Source organism: Dactylosporangium sucinum (assembly GCF_014647515.1).
Taxonomy (GTDB): Bacteria; Actinomycetota; Actinomycetes; order Mycobacteriales; family Micromonosporaceae; genus Dactylosporangium; species Dactylosporangium sucinum.
This window is the reverse complement of sequence record NZ_BMPI01000008.1, coordinates 203,901-223,739: the sequence shown is the minus strand read 5'-3', so window position 1 is coordinate 223,739 and position 19,839 is coordinate 203,901. Positions and strand designations below refer to the sequence as shown.

Here is a 19,839-nt window from a genome sequence, read left to right as displayed (position 1 = left end):
GGTGATCGTCTGCGGGTCGGAGAGGTCGCGGCGGGTGGCCGTGTCGGGCAGCAGCAGGTGCAGGCGGACGACCTTCTCGACCTGGGCCACCTCGGCGGGCGGCAGGCCCAGCCGGGCGGCGATCCGGGCCGCGATCGGGGCGCCGACCACGCTGTGGTCGCCGGGCAGGCCCTTGCCGATGTCGTGCAGCAGGCCGCAGAGGACGAGCAGGTCGGGCCGGTCGACGTCGCGCGCGAGGGCGGCGGCCTGGCGGGCCGTCTCGACCAGGTGCCGGTCGACGGTGAACAGGTGCACCGGGTTGTGCTGGGGCAGGCTGCGCACGCGGGCCCACTCGGGCAGCCAGTTGACGACCAGCCCGTACCGGTCGCAGGCCTCCCAGACCTCGATCATCGACGGGCCGCTGCCCAGCAGGGTGAGCAGGGCGTCGCGGGCCGGGGCGGGCCAGGGCTGCGGCATCGGGCCGGTGAAGCCGCCGAGCCACTCCAGCGTGGCGTGCGAGATCGGCAGCTCGGCCCGGGCGGCGGCCGCGGCGACCCGCAGCGGGAGAACCGGATCGGGGCGCGGGGTGACCGCGGTGCGGGCGAGCACGACCTCGCCGTTCTGCTCGACGACGTCGCGGGCGAGCGGGCGGCGCTCGGCGTGCCCGCGCGGCGCCGCCCAGCGCTCGACGGCCCGCCAGGCGTCGTCGCTGGCGTAGGCGATGGTGCGGGCGGCCTCGGCGATGCGCCGCAGCACCTCGTCGCGGTCGCCCAGGTCGAGCAGCTCGGCGACCTCGTCCCGGTCCTGGGCGAGGAGCCGGTCGACGCGGCGGCCGCGCACGGCGTGCAGGGTGTCGCGGACGTCGAGCAGGGTCAGGTGGGCGCCCCGGACGGCCGGTCGCGGGCCGTCGGCGACGCCGGCGAAACCGATTCCCCGCAGTACACCGAAGTCCCGCAGCCCGCCGCGGGACTCCTTCACGTCCCCTTCCAGCAGGAATGCCAGCTCGCCGTGGGCCTTCCAGCGGTCCTGGGTGAGCTTTCGCAGGGCCGGGAGCAGCGTGCGGGCCTCGCGGCGCCACTGGGCGACGGCGTCGGCATGCAGCGTCTGCAGCAGCGCCGCGTCACCGGCCACGAGGCGGGCGTCGAGCAGGCCCAGAGCGACCTTGAGGTCCTCGCGGGCGATCGCCAGCGCCTGCGCGGGGCTGCGGGTGGAGTGGTCGAGGGCGAACTTGGCGTCCCACACCTGATACCAGATGCGGGTCCCGAGCTCGTCGGCCACCGCAGCGTCGCCGGTGTGCAGCAGGACGAGGTCCAGGTCGCTGCGCGGGGCGCACTCGCGCCGCCCCAGGCCGCCGACGGCGGCCAGGGCCAGGCCGTCTGTGGTGCCGCCCGCCTCGGCGTAGACCTTGGCGAGCCAGCCGTCGAGCGCGGCCGAGCGTTCGGCGCGCGCGGCGGCGCCCGCCCCGGTCGAGAGGACCGGAGCGGGCGCCGGCGGTTGCGTCATGTGCTTCAGCGTAGAGATCGCAGCGGCTTACAGGGCGTCGAGCCCACGCTCGCCGGTGCGGACCCGGACCACCTCGTCGACCGAGGTGACCCAGACCTTGCCATCACCGATCTTGCCCGTGCGGGCGGCGGTCACGATGGCGTCCACGACCTTCTCGAAGTCGAGCTCGTCCGTGACGATCTCGACCCGGATCTTCGGGACGAACTCCACCGTGTACTCCGCACCGCGGTAGACCTCGGTGTGGCCCTTCTGACGGCCGTAGCCCTGAACCTCGCTCACGGTCAGGCCGGCCACGCCCAGGGCGTGGAGCGCCTCTTTCACCGCGTCGAGCTGGTACGGCTTGATGACCGCGGTCACCAGCTTCATGCCCATTCCCTCCGACATCCCTCGACGCTATCCGGCTACCTTTTCGGACGCCGGGGCTTCCGCCGCCGGCGCTGGTGCTGTCTTGCTCGCTCCGATGCCCGCCATCGCGAACGCGCCGCCGCTGCTACCGCTCGCCGGGGTCAGGTCGTAGCCGCTCTCGGCGTGCTCGGCGATGTCGATGCCCTCGACCTCGGCCTCGGCGTTGACCCGGAAGCCCATCGTCTTCTCGATGATGAAGGCCAGGACGAAGGCGACGACGAAGGAGTAAACCGTCACGATAGCGCTGGCACCGGCCTGCGCGCCCAGCTGCGCCGCGCCGCCGCCGTTGAACAGGCCGGCCTTCGCGCCCAGGGCGCCGGTGATGGCCGAGTTCAGGTCGGGGTTGGCGAAGAAGCCGAGCCAGAGGGAGCCGATCCAGCCACCGACGAAGTGGACGCCGACCACGTCGAGCGAGTCGTCGAAGCCGAAGCGGTACTTCAGGCTGACGGCCAGGGCGCAGACGATGCCGGCGACGAGGCCGAGCAGGACGGCCGCCCACGAGTCGATGAAGCCACACGCGGGGGTGATCGCGACCAGGCCGGCGATCGCGCCGGAGGAGGCGCCGACGAGGGTCGGCTTACGGTCGCGGATCCACTCGACGATGACCCAGCCGAGCACGGCGGCGGCGGTCGCGACCTGCGTGTTGACGAAGGCCAGGCCGGTGACGCCGTCGACGGTCAGCTCCGAGCCGGCGTTGAAGCCGAACCAGCCGAACCACAGCAGGCCGGCGCCCAGGGCGACGAACGGCACGTTGTGCGGCTTCATGCTCTCCCGCGGCCAGCCGATGCGCTTGCCGAGGACCAGTGCCACGCCGAGCGCGGCCGCACCGGCGTTGATGTGGACCGCGGTACCACCGGCGAAGTCGAGCGGGTGGAGCTTCTGGGCGATCCAGCCGCCGCCCCACACGTTGTGGGCGACCGGGAAGTAGACCAGCGTGGCCCAGCCGAACGCGAAGAGCAGCCAGCCGCCGAACTTCGCGCGGTCCGAGATCGCGCCGCTGATCAGGGCGACCGTGATGACGGCGAACGTCATCTGGAACACCATGAAGACATAGGTGGGGATGCCGATGCCGCTGGGGCTCTCGGCGGTCGCGCCCCAGAACTGGTCGATGTAGGTCTTGGAGCCGAAGTACTGCCCCAGGTCACCGAACAACCCGCCCGCGGAGTCCGCGCCGAAGGCGGCGCTGAACCCGTAGAACAGCCACAGGACGCTGACGAGCCCGATCGTCGAGAAGCTCATCATCATCATGTTCAGGACGCCCTTGGAGCGGTTCAGGCCACCGTAGAACAGTGCCAGACCCGGCGTCATGAGCAGCACGAGCGCGGTCGATACCAGCAACCATGCAGTGTTGCCGGTATCGATGGTCGCTTCAGGCACGCTGGCCTCCTAGTAGTCGAGATCCTCCCTCCCGACCTTCGGAGCAGCATCGCCCTTCAGCCGGTTGCGCGAGAGCTTTCATGTCGCACGTTTCGCGCACCGGCGCCGCGCGGTTTCTACCGCGTCACGTCATGTTTCCAGCGTGTGAAGAAACGCTCACGCTCTATCGAAGTGCGTACTCCAGCGTGTGGCGCTCGTAGTCGATAAGTCGCAGGTCGCGCACAGGACGGCGGAGATGCCCCTTGTGCACGATCCGCACGAAAGCGGGGTCTCCGGCGGCCGCCATACGACGAATGCCCTCGATGTGGTCGACGATCCGCTTGCGAATCACCCGCACGAGGCGGTGCCGGTCGCGCGGGGTCAGGCCATAGGCGTCGGCGAACATCCGCAGCCGCCGCGGCCGGTTGGGCCGCTTCCAGCCGAGCGTGTAGGAGTCGCGGTCGGAGAACAGCGGCACCCACGTCCACGCCGCGTAGGCCACGTCGTAGATCCGGGCGCCGGGCGAGGCCAGGTCGAAGTCGATCAGCGACAGCGTGCCGTCGGGCCGCCAGATGACGTTGTGCGGCGCGGCGTCGTGGTGGCAGATGACCTCGGTGTCGGGCGGCGGGGGGCCGAACGAGCGCCAGACCGCGTTGGGCGGCGGCCGGAACCCGGCCTGGGCGTCGTGGAACATCCGCAGCATGGTGGCCACGGTGACCATCGCCTCGTCGGTCACCCAGTGCGGGGCCAACGGATACTCCCCGCACTCCCCTTCGAGATACGAGAGCACCTCACGGCCCCGCTCGTCGATGCCGAAGGCCCGCGGCGCGCCGGTGAACCCGACGTACTCCAGGTGGCGCAGCAGGGCGTGCACCGCGGGGGTCCATGGGCCCGCGTTGCGGCGCACCGTGTCGCCCGAGCGCACCACGACGGAGGTGTTCCCGCCGTGGAGCGGGATCTCCTGCTGCGTCACGTGATCGTCCTTCGTTGACCAGACCGGGGGGACTTACGGTCCCAAGGTACCGTCCGAGGTTACGCGTCCGTGCCAACGAGCGCGTCGACGAACTGTCGGGCATCGAACGGAGCGAGGTCGTCGGGCCCCTCCCCCAAACCGACGAGCTTCACCGGAATGCCCAGTTTGCGCTGTACCGCGATGACGATGCCACCCTTCGCGGTGCCGTCCAGTTTCGTCAGCACCACGCCGGTGACGTCCACCACCTCGGTGAACACCCTGGCCTGCTCAAGACCGTTCTGGCCGGTGGTGGCGTCGAGGATGAGCAGCGTCTCGTCGACCGGTCCGTGCTTCTCGATCACCCGCTTGACCTTGCCCAGCTCGTCCATGAGGCCGATCTTGTTCTGCAACCGCCCGGCGGTGTCGATGAGCACCGTGTCCACACCCGCGTCAATACCCCGTTTGACCGCGTCGAACGCGACCGAGGCCGGATCCGCCCCCTCGGGTCCCCGGACGACGTCGGCGCCCACCCGGCCGGCCCAGGTCGCGAGCTGCTCGGCGGCGGCGGCGCGGAACGTGTCGGCCGCGCCCAGCACGACCGTGTGACCGTCGGCGACGAGCACGCGGGCGATCTTGCCGCAGGTCGTGGTCTTGCCGGCGCCGTTGACCCCGACGACGAGCAGCACAGCCGGGCGCCCGTCACGCGGCGTGGCGGCGAGACTGCGGTCCATCTGCGGGTCCAGCGCGGCAACCAGCTCGGCGGCCAGCATCGACCGCAGCTCGGTGGCGCTCGCGGTGCCGTGGATGCGGGCCCGCTCGCGGAGCTTGCCGACGATCTCGGTGGTGGCGGCGACGCCGACGTCGGCGCCGATCAGGGTCTCCTCCACCTCGTCCCAGGTGTCGTCGTCGAGCTTGTCGCGGGAGAGCAGGGCGAGCAGGCCCTTGCCGAAGACGTTCTGCGAGCGCGAGAGGCGGGCCCGCAGCCGCACCAGGCGGCCGGCGGTCGGCTCCGGCTTCTCGATGACGGGCGGCGGCGCCTCCACGACCGGCGGAGGTGCCTCGACCACGGGCGGCGGCGCCTCGACCACCTCCGGGGGCGCCTGGGCCGCCTCCGGAGGAGCCTGGGCCACCTCCGGAGGAGCCTGGGCCACCTCCGGAGGAGCCGGGGGTGCCGATACGACAGGCGGAGCCTGCTTCGTGGGTGCCGCCGGCTTCTCCTCGGTCGGAGGCAGGGTCGGGGGCTTGCGATACCGGGGTGCGATGAGCGCGAGCGTGGCCCCGATCACGACGACGAGCAGCACCAGGCCGAAGACGATGTACGACTCCATGTCACGAATCCTCCCAGACGCTGCGGCAACCGGCTTGCGGTGGCGCCGAGACGATCCGGGCAGGATCATTCGAAGGCACCCCGCCCGCACCACCCCGGGAGGTCCCCGAACCATGCCCGAAGCCGATCTCGACGCCGACCAGGGTGTCCTCGTCCTCGGCCCGGTCCTCCGGCGAGTCGAGGACGACAAGGCGACGATCTGGGTGGAGACCGCCCGCCCCGCGACGGTCGAGGTCGACGCCGCGCCCGCCGGCGGGGCCGCCCGGACCTTCTCGGTCCACGGTCACCACTACGCCCTCGTCGTGGTCTCGGGGCTGCCCGAGGCGGCGGTCACGCAGTACACCGTGAAGATCGACGGGGTCCAGGTCTGGCCCCGGCCGGACGACCCGGCGCCGCCCCCGGTCATCCGCACCCGTCCCCCGGGCGCGCCGGTGCGGCTCGTGTTCGGCTCCTGCCGGGAGGCGAGCCCGCTGAGCGTCACCCGCTATCCCCCGGACGCCCTCGACGCCTACTCGGGGCGGCTCATCGAGTCGATCCGCTCCGCGGCCCCCACCGAGTGGCCCGACCTGCTGGTCCTGCTCGGCGACCAGGTGTACGCCGACGAGACCCCGGAGAAGATCCAGCGCTGGCTGAGGAACCGCCGGTCCAGCCGCCGCGCCGACGCGCCCTCGACCCAGGTCGTGGACTTCCACGAGTACACGAAGCTGTACCTCGACTCGTGGACCGATCCGGAGATCCGCTGGCTGCTTTCCACGGTACCGAGTGTGATGATCTTCGACGACCACGAGATCATCGACGACTGGAACACCTCGCAGCGCTGGCGCGAGCAGATGGAGCAGCTCAGCTGGTGGCCGCAGCGCATCCAGGCCGGCCTGGCGTCGTACTGGGTGTACCAGCACCTGGGCAACCTCTCACCCGGCGCGCTGGCGGAGTGCCCGATCTACGCGGCGGTCGTCTCGGCGGGCGACGCGACGGAGATCCTCGACGAGTTCGGCTCGCGCGCCGACCGCGACCGCGGCTCGTACCGCTGGAGCTACACCGTCGACATCGACCGCACCCGCCTGGTGATGGTCGACAACCGGGCCGCCCGCGAGCTGGAGCAGGGCAAGCGGGCGATGCTGCTGGACAGCGAGTGGGCCTGGTTCGCCAAGCAGCTGCCGGGCGACTACGACCACCTGTTGATCGGCTCGTCCCTGCCGTGGCTGCTGCCGCCGGCCATCCACCACCTGGAGGCGACGACCGAGAAGCTGGCGGAGTCGCCGCGCCCCTGGGTCGGCCGCCTGGGCGAGAAGCTCCGCCAGGCCGTCGACCTGGAACACTGGGCCGCGTTCGGCCGCTCGTTCGACGCCTTGTCGGCCCTGCTGAGCCAGATCGGGGCGGGCCAGGGCGGCGTGGCGCCACCCCCGGCGACGATCAGCGTGCTGTCGGGTGACGTTCACCACTCCTACGCGGCAAAGGCGCGCCTGGGCCCGGAGGTGGCGACGCCGGTGTACCAGCTGACCTGCTCACCGGTCCACAACGACATGCCCAAGCTGATCCGCCCGGCGATGAAGTTCGGCTGGAATCCTCCGGCGGCCCGGATGATGCGCTGGGCGGCACGCATGTTCGGCGTGCGCAAGCCGGTGGTGCGCTGGAAGAAGCTGGCCGGCCCGCACTTCGGCAACGCCGTCGGCCTGCTGGTGCTGCAGGGGCGATCGGCGCACGTCAACTTCCAGGGGACGCGGCCGGACAAGACGCTGGGCGAGGTGGCCGCGCTCACGCTGCACTGACAGACGGGACGGTGTCGGGCTCGCCGCCCAGGTCGGGCCAGGACCAGAGGGTGGCGACCCGGGCCCGGCCGGTGAGATAGGCGACGGCCGGCTCCCGGATGGGGGCGAACCACATGGCGGCGAGCCGCCGCGCGGCCTCCCCGACCTCGACCCACTCACCGCCGCCGCGATGCGGCCCGACGCCGGTCACCTCGAACCCGATCATCTCGTACCGCCGGCCACCCGCCCGATACCTGGCGACCCACAGGAGGCGTTCGGCGATGACGCCGGCGTACCCGGCCTCGGCGGCCACCCGGTCGAGCAGCGGCTCCCCGTCCGCGACGGCGCCTCCTGGCAGGGCCCAGTCGTCGCCGTCGCGGACGAGCAGGATGTCCTTGCCGCGCCTGACGACGGCCCCGACCGCGACCTGCACGTCCGCCACCGTGCAACGGTAAGCCGCCCGCGCCCCTCCCGCCCGCCTTCCGCGCCCTCGCACACCTCCCGCGCCTTCCTGGCCGCCGCCTCCGCCCCTCCCGCACCCTCCCGCCCGCCGCCGCGCCCCTCCCGCCCGCGCCCCGCGCACCTCCCGCGCCCTTCCGGCCGCCGCCCACGCCCTCCCAGCCGCCCACGCCGCTGCCGGCCGCCGCCCGCGCCCCTCCCGCCCGCGCCCCGCGCACCTCCCGCGCCCTTCCGGCCGCTGGCTTCATGATCGATGGCGAGTTCTGGCTGCCATGGCGACCAGAACTCGCCATCGATCATGAAGCCAGGGCGGGCTGCGAGCCGGGAACGGGTCGTCCGGCGGAGGTGGTCACAGCACGGCCCGGAACAGCACGGCTCGGACGAGCGCGGCACGGCACGGCACGGCGCGGCGCGGCAGCGCGGCGCGGCACGGCAGCGCGGCGCGGCACGGCACGGCACGGCCGGCCCGGACGAGCACGGCACGGCACGGCGCGGCACGGCCGGCCCGGACGAGCGCGGTGCGGTGCGGTGCGGCGCGGTGCGGCGCGGTGCGGCGCGGCACGCGGAGACGTTGGTCGATCCGCCCTCGCCCGCATGAGGGTAGATCGACCAACGTCATAGCAGGACGGTCAGCTCGCGTACGCCTCCAGTTCGAAGATCCGCGCGGCCGTGTCGGAGTCGCTCGTCGGGGTGATCACGTTCAGGCGCAGATATCGGGCCTGCCGCGGGGTGAACGTGTGCGTCGTCACGTCCGCCGTGTTGCCGCGTACCGTTGCCACCGTCGTCCACGTATTGCCGTCAACCGATGTCTGCACATCGAAGTCCCGTGTGTTCCACGTTGGCTTCTCGCCGCCCGCACCGGAGTGGCGCAGGACGACCCGGCCGACCGACTGGGACGACTGGAGGTCGACCCGCAGCCACTTCCCCGAGCCGAGCGCGCACCACTTGTCGGACAGCCCGCCCGTCCAGCTACCGTTGACCGCCTTCGCCGGGGCCTCCGAGGCGGCACACTGGTTCGAGGCCGTGGCCGGCTTGTTCAGGGCCAGGTTCGGCGCCGGGGCCGTCTCGGGCACGAACAGCTTGATGTCGGTCACGGAGGCGCTGCCCTCGTAGACGTTGGTGTAGAGGTCGCCGATCACGAACCAGTCCGGGTACGAGGAGCCGGCCGGCCACTGGTTCGGCCACGACGCGCTGCCGAAGTCGTCGTTCTGGGTGAGCGTGCCGTTGAACTGGCCGTTGTACTCCGACGCCTGCGTGTTGTAGTGCCAGATCGGCACGCCGTTGACGACGAACGGGCGGTAGAAGCGCAGGGTCTTCACGCCGACGCGGGCGAAGTTGCCGCTCGCCTCCAGCGTGTAGCCCGTCGCGTCGCGCTCGATCGCGAACGTGTAGTACTCGTTGGGCATCAGCTCGGGCTGCAGCTCGGCCGCGCTGGAGAGCTGGTTCTCGGCCGCGCCGCCGGAGCAGCTCGTCATGAACCACTGGGAGTTGCCAGGCAGGCCGCCCGGGCCGGGGTTCCAGTTCGGCATCCCGCTGATCCACATGTTGACGGTGTTGAAGTTGCCGTCACGGTAGTTGTAGTAGGTGTTGGTGTTCGAGTTGCACACGCGCCCGCCGGTGCCGCTGCCGACCCGGTCCGGGTGCTGGGCGAACTGGTCCATCAGCACCTTGCGGTGGTAGTGCCAGAAGTGGTTGTTGCGCGGCGCCGGATTGGCGAAGTCGACGATCGACAGGAAGTGGAAGCCGTTGTACCCGTACGGCCCGGCCCGCACGTCCTGCCACTCGCAGTACGGGACGGAGGCGTCGCCGCTCCAGCCGGGGCTGTTGGAGCCCTCGCCCCACGGGTGCTGGGTCTTGCAGCCGGTCGGCGAGTATCCGTTGATCTTGCCGTCGTAGTTGATCGTGCCGTTGCGCTTGCCGCCGAAGTTCAGCGTCTTGAGCTTGTACTCCACGCGGTACTGATCGGGAAGCCGGTTGGTGGGCCGGAAGATCGCGCCGCCGGTGCTCTCCGGCACGTTCATGACGGCGACGTTCGACCCGCCGAGGGCCTGGGTGGTGATCGACGGCGGCGACTCGATGACGCCGTCCTTGTTGAAGTCGCGGGCCGACAGCGACGCGGTCAGCCATCCGTTCTGGCCGAGCGTGAACTCCTTGCGGTACGTGTAGAAGGAGTTCAGCTGGGTCGTCCAGGCCGGGCCGTAGTCGTTGCGGTACCACTGGCCGGGGTCGTCGGTGATGGTGTCGAACGGGTTGGCATAGGTGTCGCGCACCCACGCCACGTTGTTGCTGTTGATCGGCTGGCTGAAGTTCTCCGAGTACAGCAGCCGCCAGGTCACCGCGGCCGACGCGGACGCGGACGGAAGAGCGACGAGCGAGCCGGCAAGCAACGAGGCCGCCAGCAGAGCACGGGGTTTCACTACGAGCCTCCTCAGGTGTTGAGGTACTGCGCGGCGTTGTCCTTGGTGATCTGCGGCGACGGGACCACGGTGTCCTTCTCGACCTTGGCGCCACCGAGCACCTCGACCGTCCGGTCGAGCGCGAGCTTGCCGATGACGTTCGGGCTGTTCAGGCCGGTCACCACGTAGTTGGTGCCGTCGAGGATGGCCTTGAGCGCCTCGGCCTGGCCGTCGACGCCGGCCAGCACGATCTGGCCGCTCTTGCCGGCCGAGGCGATCGCCCGCTGCGCGCCGAGGCACATCGCGTCGTTCTCGCAGAAGACGGCGACCAGGTCGGCGTGCTTGGCGAGCAGCCCCTCCATGACGGTCAGGCCGCCGTCGGAGCCCCAGTTGCCGAAGTCGGGCGCCTCGACCAGCGTGAACTTCGAGTTGCCGGACAGCACCGACTTGAGGCCGTTGGTGCGCGCCAGCCCGATCGAGTTGTCCGCCGGGCCGCCCTTGATGATCGCGACCTTGCCGCCGTTGGTCAGCGTCTTGGTCAGGTACTCGCCGTCCTGCTTGCCGATGGCCTCGTTGTCGGGGCCGATCCAGCTGGTGTACTCGCCGACGGCGAACTTGCGGTCGACGAGCACGACCGGCTTGCCGGCCGCCTTGATCGCGTTCAGCGCGGCGGGCGCCGACTCCAGCGGGCCGCCGGAGATGATGATCGCGTCGACGTTCTTGCTCAGCAGGTCCTCGACGTTGGCGGCGAGCTTGGCGGCGTCGCCCCCGGCGTCGGTGCTGATGGTCTTCACGTTGCCCTTGGTCTTGGCCTGCGCGGCGATGGCGGCGTCCATGCCGCTGAAGTACGGGCCGCTGAGCAGGAAGTTCGCGACACCCACGGTGTATGAGTCCGATGTGTCCGCGGGGTCGTCGGAGCAACCGGCCAGAGCCAGCCCCACGACCAGCAGGCCCGCCCATAACTTCTTCATGTGCCGTCCCTTCATCGAGCGGAGCGCGGCCGCCGCGTGCGCTGCACGAGGATGACCGCGACGATGATCAGTCCCTTGAGCACCTGCTGCCAGAAGCTCTGCACGCCGTACAGGTTGAGCAGGTTGTTGATCAGGACCAGGACGAGCACCCCGCCGAAGGCGCCCTTCGCCGAACCCCGGCCGCCGGACAGGCTTGCGCCACCGATGACGCAGGCCGCGATCGCGTCGAGCTCGAAGGCGACCCCGACGCTCGGTTGTGCGATGCCGACCCGGCTGGTCAGGATGACCCCGGCCAGGCCGGCACAGAAGCCGCTGATCGTGTACGCCAGCACCAGGTGCCGGCGCACGCCGATGCCGGCCAGCCGGACCGTCTCGGCGTTGCCGCCGATGGCGACGATGGAGCGCCCGGCCGGCGTCCGCGCCAGGAAGACGCCCCCGACGCCGAAGACGGCCAGCATGACGATCGTGATCAGCGGGATCGGCCCGGCCATCGCCGAGCCGAGCCAGAGGAACCCCGGATCCGCCGGGGAGATCGGCACCTCGGAGTAGACGAACGCGAGCCCGCGGATCGTCGTCAGCGACGCCAGCGTGACCACGAACGGCGCCAGCTCGAACCGGGCCACGAGCAGCCCGTTGAGCGAGCCGAACGCGACGCCGCCGGCGATCCCGACCGCCATCGCCAGCGGGATCGGCAGGTCGGCCGCGAGGCCGGCGGTGACGATGCCGGCGAACGCGACCACCGAGCCCACCGACAGGTCGATGCCGCCGGTGAGGATGACCACGAGCATGCCGAACGCGAGCAGCCCGGTGGTCACCATCTGCTTGAGCAGGTTGGTGAGGTTGGTCTGGGTCAGGAAGCTCTCCGACGTGCTCGCGGCCACCGCCACGAGCGCCACGACGAGCACCGCGAACGCGAGCTCCGCCGTGACGTCCCGGCCCCGCACCCGCACCGCCAACGTGGTCATGCTTCGATCGCCCTTTCCAGCACCTGGTCCTCGGTCGTGCCCTCCGACGGCAGTTCGCCCGTGATCCGGCCCTGGTTCATGACCAGGACCCGGTCGGTGGCGCCGAGCACCTCGGTGAGGTCGGAGGAGATGAGCAGGACGGCGAGCCCCTCGCGGGCCAGGCCGTCGACCATCCGGTAGATCTCCACGCGGGTCGCCATGTCGACGCCGCGGGTCGGCTCGTCGAGGATCAGCACCTTCGGGCCGACGAGCAGCCACTTGGCGAGGACGGCCTTCTGCTGGTTGCCGCCGCTGAGCCGCGCGACGGGCATCGCGGCGCAGCCGGGCGGCCGGATGTCCAGCCGCTCGATCATCGAGGCCACGTCGCGGCGCTGGCGGGCCTGGTCGATCCACAGGCCGTGCCAGGTGGTGAGGCCGATGTTGTCCCGCACGGCCAGGCCGAGCACGAGGCCGCTGCCGGCCCGGTCCTCGGTGACCATGGCGACGCCGTGCCGGATCGCGTCGGCCGGGTTCCCGTACGCGCCGGTCCCGGAGGACGGCCGCGACGCGCCGAACACGCACGCCGCCAGCTCGCTGCGTCCGGAGCCGACCAGGCCGAACAGGCCGACGATCTCGCCGGCGCGCAGCTCGAACGAGACGCCGGTGAACTCGCCGGGGCGGGTGAGGCCCTCGACCCGCAGCCGCACCTCGCCGGGGGAGGCACCCGGCGACGAACGGCGCGGCGGGTAGATCCGCTCCGGCCGGCGACCGGCCATCAGCCGGATCAGCTCGGCCTCGGACGTGCGGGCCGGCTCGGTGGTCTCGACCACCTGCCCGTCCTTGAGCACCGCGATGCCGGTCGCCAGGTCGAGCACCTCGGCCAGCCGGTGCGACACGTACACCACCAGGACACCCCGCCGGCGCAGCTCGCGCACCAGGCGGAACAGGGCGTCGAGGTCGCTGCCCGCCAGTACCGCCGAGGGCTCGTCGAGGATGAGCACCCTCGGCTCGTCGGCCAGCGCCTTCGCGATCTCGACCATCTGCTGGCGCGCCACGGGCAGCCGGCCGGCCGGTTCGCGCGGGTCGATCATGCCGAAGCCGGCCCGGTCCAGCAGTTCCTGCGCGCGCCGGTGGGCCGCCGTCCAGTCGATCATCCGGTACCGCCGGGGAAAGCGGCCGAGCAACAGGTTCTCGGTCACGCTGAGCTGCGGGACGAGCGACAGCTCCTGGTACACCGTGCGAATCCCGAGCGCATGCGCGTGATGCGGCGACGAGAGGTCGGCCGGCGCCCCGTCGAGGAGGACCTCGCCCCCGTCCATCCCGACCGCGCCGGACAGGATGCGGATCAGGGTCGACTTGCCGGCGCCGTTGGCCCCGACGAGCGCCAGCACCGACCCGCCGGACGCCGACAGGCTCACCCCGTGCAGCACCTCGACCCCGCCGTACCGCTTGCGGACGTCCCGCAGCTCGAGCATCACTTGAACGCGTCCATCACCACGACGGTCTTCTGCCGCGTGAAGTCCAGGACCGTGTCGTGGATGCCCTCGCGGTACCCGCCGGTGTCCTTGGTGCCGCCGAACGGCAGGTTCTCCGCGCGCAGGGCGGTGGAGCCGTTCACGACCACGCCCCCGACGTCGAGGCGCCGCGCGATGCTCAGCGCCCGCGAGACGTCCCGGGTGAACACGGCGGCCTGCAGCCCGTACGGCGAGGCGTTGGCCATCCTCACCGCCTCGTCCGGGTCGTCGAACCGGGCGACCGGGGCGACCGGGCCGAAGATCTCCTCGGCGAACGCCGGGCTGTCCGACGGCACGTCGACGAGCACGGCCGGGTCGACGAAGGCGCCCTGTGCGGTGCCGCCGACGAGCAGGCGGGCGCCGTCGTGCACCAGCGCCTGTACAGCCTGTTCGACGCGCTCGGCGGCATCCTCGGTGATCAACGGCCCGACATCGGTCGGCTCCAACAGCTGGTCGCCGACGGTGAGCTTCGTCGCCTGGGCGACCAGGGCGTCCACGAACGCGTCGTGGACGCGCCGCTGGACGTACACCCGCTTCACCGCGCAGCAGATCTGCCCGTTGCCGCGGGCCAGCCGCCCCAGCACGACGGCCCGCGCCGCCTCCTCGACGTCCGCGTCGTCGCACACGATGAGCGCGTCGTTGCCGCCGAGCTCGAGGTACACCTTCTTCAGGCCGGCCGCTTTCGCGATCGCCCTTCCGGCTGCGGTACTGCCGGTGAGGCTGATCGCCGCGACCCCGGCGCTCCCGGCGAGCCGCAGCGAGACGGCCGCGTCGCCGACCACGGTCTGGTGCGCGTGCGGCGGCGCCCCGGCCTGCTCGACGAGCTGGGCCACCCGCAGGACCGCGAGCGGACACTTGGCCGGCGGCTGCACCACGACCGCGTTGCCGGCGGCCAGGGCGGCGGCCGCCTTGTGGGCGTAGAGCTCGACGGGATAGTTGAACGGCACGAGGGCGGCGACGACGCCGAGCGGCTCACGCATGGTGACGGCGAGATGACGCTCCAGCCCCGGCATCGCGTCCAGCGGGATCTGGCGGCCGAAGAGCCGGGTCGCCTCGCCCGCGTAGCCGCGGAAGATGCGCACGGCGGCCTGGACCTCGCCGCGGGTCTGCGTGATCGGCTTGCCGTTCTCGGCCGCCAGCAGCCGGGCCAGGCTCTCCTGCTCGGCCTCGACGAGGTCGGCGACCCGGCGCAGGAGCGCCTCGCGCTCGTGGGCGGGCAGCGCGGCCATCGCGCGCTGGCCCTCCTGGGCGGCGTCGACGATCGCGGCGACCTGGGTGGCGTCGTGGGCGGGCACCTCGCCCAGCGGTTCCCCGGTCCCGGGATTGCGCACGGTGAACACGGGCATGCGGCTGCCCCTCCTCGAAGCTCTCTCGGTGCTTGCGCGGGCGCGCCCTGCTGCCGGGCAGGGCAGGTCCGCCGGCGCCGTCCGGCGAGATGTTTCGAGGGTCAGCGGTGAGGGTGGGCCGCTGTATCGGTCTTTGTTAATTTACCTGCCGAACTGGTGAAGTCAAGCGCGCGGCCTACGATCAAGAGCATGAGCTTCTACGACATCGAGATCGCGGACCTGCAGGGCAAGCCGCTCGACCTGGGGCAGTTCCGCGGACGCCCGGTGCTGGTCGTCAACGTCGCGTCGCGGTGCGGGCTGACCCCGCAGTATGCGGAGCTGGAGGAACTGCAGCGGACCTACGAGGACCGCGGCTTCTCCGTGCTGGGCGTGCCGTGCAACCAGTTCGCCGGGCAGGAGCCGGGGACGGCCGAGGAGATCGCCGAGTTCTGCAGCACGACCTACGGCGTCACGTTCCCGATGACGGAAAAGGTCGAGGTCAACGGTTCCGGGCGGCACTCGCTCTACGACCTGCTGACCCCTGCCGCCGACGGCGAGGGCCACACCGGCGACATCCGGTGGAACTTCGAGAAGTTCCTGGTCGGCAAGGACGGTGCCGTCGCGGCCCGCTTCGGCCCGCGGACCCAGCCGAAGGCGGACGAGGTCGTGCAGGCCGTCGAGGGCGCGCTCTAGCCCTTGAGGCCTGTTTCAGGCTAGATCCCGAACGCCCGGCGCGGGTAGGTCAGGTCGTCACCGTCGCTGTAGCGGTACGCGGTCAGGCCGGCCGCCCGCGCCCCGCGGATCATCCGGTCGGTGTCGTCGACGAGCAGGCACCGGGCCGGCGGGGTGTCGACGAGCGCGCACGCCGCCGCGAAGTACTCCTTGGTCGGCTTGTGGATGCCGATCTCCGAGGAGTTCGCGACCGCGTCGAACTCGCCGGCGAGGTTGAACGTCGCGAGCACGTTGACGAGGTCGTCGGTCGCGTTGGTGGCCAGGCACACCGGCAGGCCGGCGGCTCGGACGTCGCGCACGAACGCCAGCACCTCCGGGCGGATGTGCCCGGGGTAGACGACCCACTCCTTCATGAGCGCGGCCGCCTGGTCGGGGCTGCCGAGGCGCTCCTGCAGCGCCTCGGCGACGGTCGCCAGCCACTGGTCGCGCGTGATCCGGCCGGTGATCGCCGGGAGCAGCCGGTCCCACTCCAGGGCGGTGTCGAGCACCGTGCCGGGCTCCAGGCCGTAGCGCTGCTCGATCACCGCGTTCACGGACACGTCGAACGTGCGCAGCACCCCGTCGAAGTCGATCAGCAACGCCGTCGGCTTCTCAACCACGTTATGCCGCCTCTTCCGTTCGCAGTCGCTGGGAGATGACCTCGGTGACGCCGGAGCGCATGGTCACGCCGTAGAGCGCGTCCGCGACCTCCATCGTCCGCTTCTGGTGCGTGATGATGATCAGCTGGCTGCGCTCGCGCAACTGCTCGAAGAGCGTGATGAGCCGGCCGAGGTTGACGTCGTCGAGCGCCGCCTCCACCTCGTCCATGATGTAGAACGGGCTGGGTCGGGCCCGGAAGATGGCGCAGAGCAGGGCGACCGCGGTCAGCGAGCGCTCGCCGCCGGAGAGCAGCGACAGCCGCTTGATCTTCTTGCCCGGCGGGCGGGCCTCGACCTCGATGCCGGTGGTGAGCATGTCGTCGGGGTCGGTGAGCACGAGCCGGCCCTCGCCGCCCGGGAAGAGCACCGAGAAGACCTGCTCGAACTCGCGGGCCGTGTCGTGGTACGCACTCGTGAAGACCTCGAGGATCCGGTCGTCCACGTCCTTGACCACGGTGAGCAGGTCACGCCGGGTCGCCTTGAGGTCCTCGAGCTGGTCGGAGAGGAACTTGTAGCGCTCCTCCATCGCCGCGAACTCCTCCAGGGCCAGCGGGTTGACCTTGCCGAGGAGGTTGAGCTCGCGCTCGGCCTTGGCGGCCCGCTTCTCCTGCGTGGCCCGGTCGAACGGCACCGGCTCGGGCGCCGGGCGCCCGTCGGCCTCCGCCGCGGCGATCTCCGGCGCGGTCGGCGGCACCTCGACCTCCGGCCCGTACTCGGCCACGAGCGTGTCGGCGTCGAGGCCGAACTCCTCGGCCGAGCGGGCCTCCAGCTGCTCGATGCGCAGCCGCTGCTCGGCCCGGGCGACCTCGTCCCGGTGGACGGCGCTGGTGAGCCGCTCCAGCTCGGCGGTGAACTGCTTGGCCCGGCCGCGGACCTCCGCGAGCTCGGACTCGCGCTCGGCCCGGGTCGCGGCGAGCGTGTCGCGGGTCTCGGCGGCCTCGGCGATCGACCCGGCGAGCTGCTCCAGCGCGAACGCGGCCCCGGACATCACGGTCTCGGCGACCTTGGCGCCGCGGGCTCGGGTGGCCTTGCGCGCCGCCGCCCGCTCGCGGGCCTGCCGCTCGGCCGCGGCCTGGCGCAGCAGCGCGTCGGCCCGGCCGGCCAGCGCGCCGACCCGCTCCTCCGCGGTGCGTACCGCGAGCCGGACCTCCATCTCGTGCTGGCGCGCGCCCGGCACCTGCTCCGCGAGGTCGTCGCGCTCCATCGTCGACGGGTCCTCGTCGATGGGCGTCTCCTCGGCCGCCGCCAGGCGCTCCTCCAGCTCGGCCAGGCTGGCCAGGCCGGACTCGCGGGCCGCCTCCGCCTTGCCCTTCGCGGCCGCGTGCCGCTCGACCTCGGCCTTGGCCGACTTGGCCGCGGCGCCGAACTCGGCGAGCCGCCGGGCCGCGGCGTTGCGCTGGCTGTCGGCCTCCTTCTTGGCGGCGGCGGCCTCGGCGACCTGCTGCTTGGCGACCCCGGCGGCGTTGCGGGCCAGCGCGAGCAGCTCGCGGGCCTCGGCGACGCGCCGCTCGGCGTCGACCTTCCGCTGGCGGGCCTCCTCGACGGCGGCCTGCACCTCGATGAAGCTGTGCTGCTTGCCGGAGCCGCCGGCCGCGGCGTAGGCGCCGAGCACGTCACCCTCGGGGGTGACCGCCCGCAGGCCCGGCGCGTACGACACGATCCGCTTCGCCACGGCCAGGTCGGGGGCGAACACGACGTCGCCGAGCGCCCGCTCCAGCGCCGGGCGCAGCTCGTCGGGCACGCGGACCAGGTCGATCGCCCAGTGCGCGCCCGGCGGGAGCGGCACCCGCTCGACCACCGGCGCGTCCAGCATCGGCGCCGACGCGATGAGCAGCGCGGCCCGGCCGGCGTCGTCGTGCTTGAGCAGCTCGACCGAGGCGACGGCCGCCTCGACACCGGACACCGCCACGGCGTCGGCGAGCGCGCCGAGCGCGGCGGCCAGCGCGGCCTCGTGCCCGGATTCGACCGACAGCAGCGCGGCGACGCTGCCGAGCATGCCCGGCACCCGGTCGGCGCTGGCCAGCAGCGTGCCCGCGCCGTCCTTGCGGCGCAGGCCCATGGCGAGGGCCTCCTCGCGCGCCTTCCACTGGGCGGCGTCCTTCTCGGCCGCCCGCTCGGCGTCGCTGTGGGTGCGGACCTCGCCGTTGATCGTCTCCAGCTCGCGCGTCGCCTCCTGGTGACGCAGCTCCAGGTCGGCGTTGTCCCGATCGGCGACGGACGCGCCCGCGCTGGCCTCCTCGAACAGCCCCTGGGCGTGCTCGGCGCGGGTCTCGGCCTCGGCCAGCTGGACCGCCAGCCGCTCGATCTCGTCGGCGGCGGCCGTCGCGCGGCTGCGGGCCGACTCGACCTGGCCGGTCAGCTTGGCCAGACCCTCGCGGCGGTCGGCGATGGCCTTGTGGGCCGCGACGATGGCCTTCTCGGCGAACGCGAGCCGGCGCTCCAGGTCCTGCCGGCGCTCGACGGCCTCGGCCATGCGCTCCTGGCTCGCCTCCAGCGCGGCGCGCAGCTCCTCCTCCTGCTCGCGGACCTTCTCCGCCTCGGCGGTGAGCTGGTCGGGGTCGCGGCCGGGGCGCTCGTCGACCGGCGCGGCGGACAGGTTGCGGTAGCGCTCCCCCGCCAGCTGGTGCAGCGAGCGGTACCGCTCCTGGAGGTTCGACAGCTGATACCACGTGTCCTGCGCCTCGGCCAGGACCGGCGCGTCGGCCGCGTGCTGGGCCTCCAGCGCGGCGAGCCGCTCGTTGATCGTCTCGACCTCGGCCTCGACCTCCTCACGCCGGGCGCGCAGGGCGGTCTCGTCGGCGATCTCCTTGTCGAGGGTGCGGCGCAGCGTGGCCAGGTCGTCGGCGAGCAGCCGGAGCCGGGCGTCGCGCAGGTCGGCCTGGATGCCGGCGGCGCGGCGGGCCACCTCGGCCTGCCGGCCCAGCGGCTTGAGCTGGCGGCGCAGCTCGGTGGTGAGGTCACCGAGGCGGTTGAGGTTGGCCTGCATCGCCTCGAGCTTGCGGATGGCCTTCTCTTTGCGCTTGCGGTGCTTGAGGACGCCGGCGGCCTCCTCGACGAACGAGCGGCGGTCCTCCGGGCGGGCGTGCAGCACGCCGTCGAGCCGGCCCTGGCCGACGATCACGTGCATCTCGCGGCCGATGCCGGAGTCGGAGAGCAGCTCCTGGATGTCGAGCAGGCGGCACTGGTTGCCGTTGATCTCGTACTCACTCTCGCCGGAGCGGAACATCCGGCGGGTGATGGACACCTCGGTGTAGTCGATCGGCAGCGCACCGTCGGTGTTGTCGATTGTGAGGGTGACCTCGGCGCGTCCCAGCGGGGCCCGGCCGGCGGTCCCCGCGAAGATCACGTCCTCCATCTTGCCGCCGCGCAGCGCCTTGGCGCCCTGCTCGCCGAGCACCCAGGAAATCGCGTCGACCACGTTGGACTTGCCCGAGCCGTTCGGCCCGACGACGCAGGTGATGCCCGGTTCGAGCCTCAGCGTGGTCGCTGAGGCGAAGGACTTGAAGCCCTTGACCGTCAGGCTCTTGAGGTGCACGGATCTCCACTGGTCGACGTCTCTTACCCGGCAGGGTACCGCCGGGAGAGTACCC

At 72.1% G+C, this 19,839-nt stretch carries 16 protein-coding genes; 2 read left to right on the top strand and 14 right to left on the bottom strand.

Going from position 1 to position 19,839, the window contains the following annotated elements:
* The 5 genes from IEZ31_RS10825 to ftsY form a co-directional block, all read right to left on the bottom strand.
* On the bottom strand, positions 1–1,482 hold a 1,482-nt coding region (locus IEZ31_RS10825), incomplete at its 3' end, for a [protein-PII] uridylyltransferase (protein ID WP_229834654.1).
* A gap of 27 nt (positions 1,483–1,509) precedes the next feature.
* The gene (locus IEZ31_RS10820) at positions 1,510–1,848 is read right to left on the bottom strand and encodes a P-II family nitrogen regulator (protein WP_190249674.1); all 339 of its coding nucleotides are present in this window, start codon (positions 1,846–1,848) and stop codon (positions 1,510–1,512) included.
* A gap of 27 nt (positions 1,849–1,875) precedes the next feature.
* Entirely contained in the window at positions 1,876–3,264 is a 1,389-nt protein-coding gene (locus IEZ31_RS10815) for an ammonium transporter (RefSeq protein WP_190249644.1), read from the bottom strand.
* Between the two features lie 163 nt (positions 3,265–3,427).
* Positions 3,428–4,216 (bottom strand): phosphotransferase enzyme family protein, encoded by a 789-nt coding sequence (locus IEZ31_RS10810; RefSeq protein ID WP_190249643.1) that lies wholly within the window; start codon positions 4,214–4,216, stop codon positions 3,428–3,430.
* A 59-nt stretch (positions 4,217–4,275) separates the two neighbouring features.
* Positions 4,276–5,523, bottom strand: a complete 1,248-nt coding sequence (ftsY, locus tag IEZ31_RS10805; RefSeq protein WP_190249642.1) for a signal recognition particle-docking protein FtsY — start codon at positions 5,521–5,523, stop codon at positions 4,276–4,278.
* Positions 5,524–5,635: 112 nt separating this feature from the next.
* Between ftsY and IEZ31_RS10800 the strand changes: the two genes are divergently transcribed.
* Complete coding sequence (locus IEZ31_RS10800) at positions 5,636–7,291, top strand: alkaline phosphatase D family protein (protein ID WP_190249641.1); 1,656 nt, start codon at positions 5,636–5,638, stop codon at positions 7,289–7,291.
* On the opposite strand, the gene IEZ31_RS10795 is transcribed toward IEZ31_RS10800, so the two are convergent.
* The 7 genes from IEZ31_RS10795 to IEZ31_RS10765 form a co-directional block, all read right to left on the bottom strand.
* A complete protein-coding gene (locus tag IEZ31_RS10795; protein WP_190249640.1) occupies positions 7,278–7,712 on the bottom strand; it encodes an NUDIX hydrolase in 435 nt (144 codons plus the stop codon). The genes IEZ31_RS10800 and IEZ31_RS10795 overlap by 14 nt on opposite strands.
* Before the next feature lie 366 nt (positions 7,713–8,078).
* Entirely contained in the window at positions 8,079–8,291 is a 213-nt protein-coding gene (locus IEZ31_RS10790) for a hypothetical protein (RefSeq protein ID WP_190249639.1), read from the bottom strand.
* Between the two features lie 67 nt (positions 8,292–8,358).
* Positions 8,359–10,146 carry a discoidin domain-containing protein gene (locus IEZ31_RS10785; protein WP_229834651.1) on the bottom strand — a complete coding sequence of 596 codons (1,788 nt, stop codon included), beginning with the start codon at positions 10,144–10,146 and terminating at the stop codon, positions 8,359–8,361.
* An 11-nt stretch (positions 10,147–10,157) separates the two neighbouring features.
* On the bottom strand, positions 10,158–11,096 hold the full coding sequence (locus tag IEZ31_RS10780) for a substrate-binding domain-containing protein (RefSeq protein WP_229834649.1): 939 nt from the start codon (positions 11,094–11,096) through the stop codon (positions 10,158–10,160).
* Positions 11,097–11,107: 11 nt separating this feature from the next.
* Complete coding sequence (locus IEZ31_RS10775) at positions 11,108–12,061, bottom strand: ABC transporter permease (protein WP_190249637.1); 954 nt, start codon at positions 12,059–12,061, stop codon at positions 11,108–11,110.
* The gene (locus IEZ31_RS10770; RefSeq protein WP_190249673.1) at positions 12,058–13,515 is read right to left on the bottom strand and encodes a sugar ABC transporter ATP-binding protein; all 1,458 of its coding nucleotides are present in this window, start codon (positions 13,513–13,515) and stop codon (positions 12,058–12,060) included. Before IEZ31_RS10770 ends, IEZ31_RS10775 begins: the two co-directional genes overlap by 4 nt.
* Complete coding sequence (locus IEZ31_RS10765; RefSeq protein WP_190249636.1) at positions 13,515–14,900, bottom strand: aldehyde dehydrogenase family protein; 1,386 nt, start codon at positions 14,898–14,900, stop codon at positions 13,515–13,517. Before IEZ31_RS10765 ends, IEZ31_RS10770 begins: the two co-directional genes overlap by 1 nt.
* A gap of 189 nt (positions 14,901–15,089) precedes the next feature.
* Here IEZ31_RS10765 and IEZ31_RS10760 point away from each other — a divergent pair, with 189 nt between their 5' ends.
* Entirely contained in the window at positions 15,090–15,572 is a 483-nt protein-coding gene (locus tag IEZ31_RS10760) for a glutathione peroxidase (RefSeq protein WP_190249635.1), read from the top strand.
* Positions 15,573–15,592: 20 nt separating this feature from the next.
* Here IEZ31_RS10760 and IEZ31_RS10755 read toward each other — a convergent pair whose 3' ends face one another.
* Positions 15,593–16,210, bottom strand: coding sequence for an HAD family hydrolase (locus tag IEZ31_RS10755; protein WP_190249634.1), 618 nt, complete (start codon positions 16,208–16,210; stop codon positions 15,593–15,595).
* A 1-nt stretch (position 16,211) separates the two neighbouring features.
* A complete protein-coding gene (gene smc, locus IEZ31_RS10750) occupies positions 16,212–19,784 on the bottom strand; it encodes a chromosome segregation protein SMC (protein ID WP_190249633.1) in 3,573 nt (1,190 codons plus the stop codon).
* Positions 19,785–19,839: the final 55 nt, after the last annotated feature.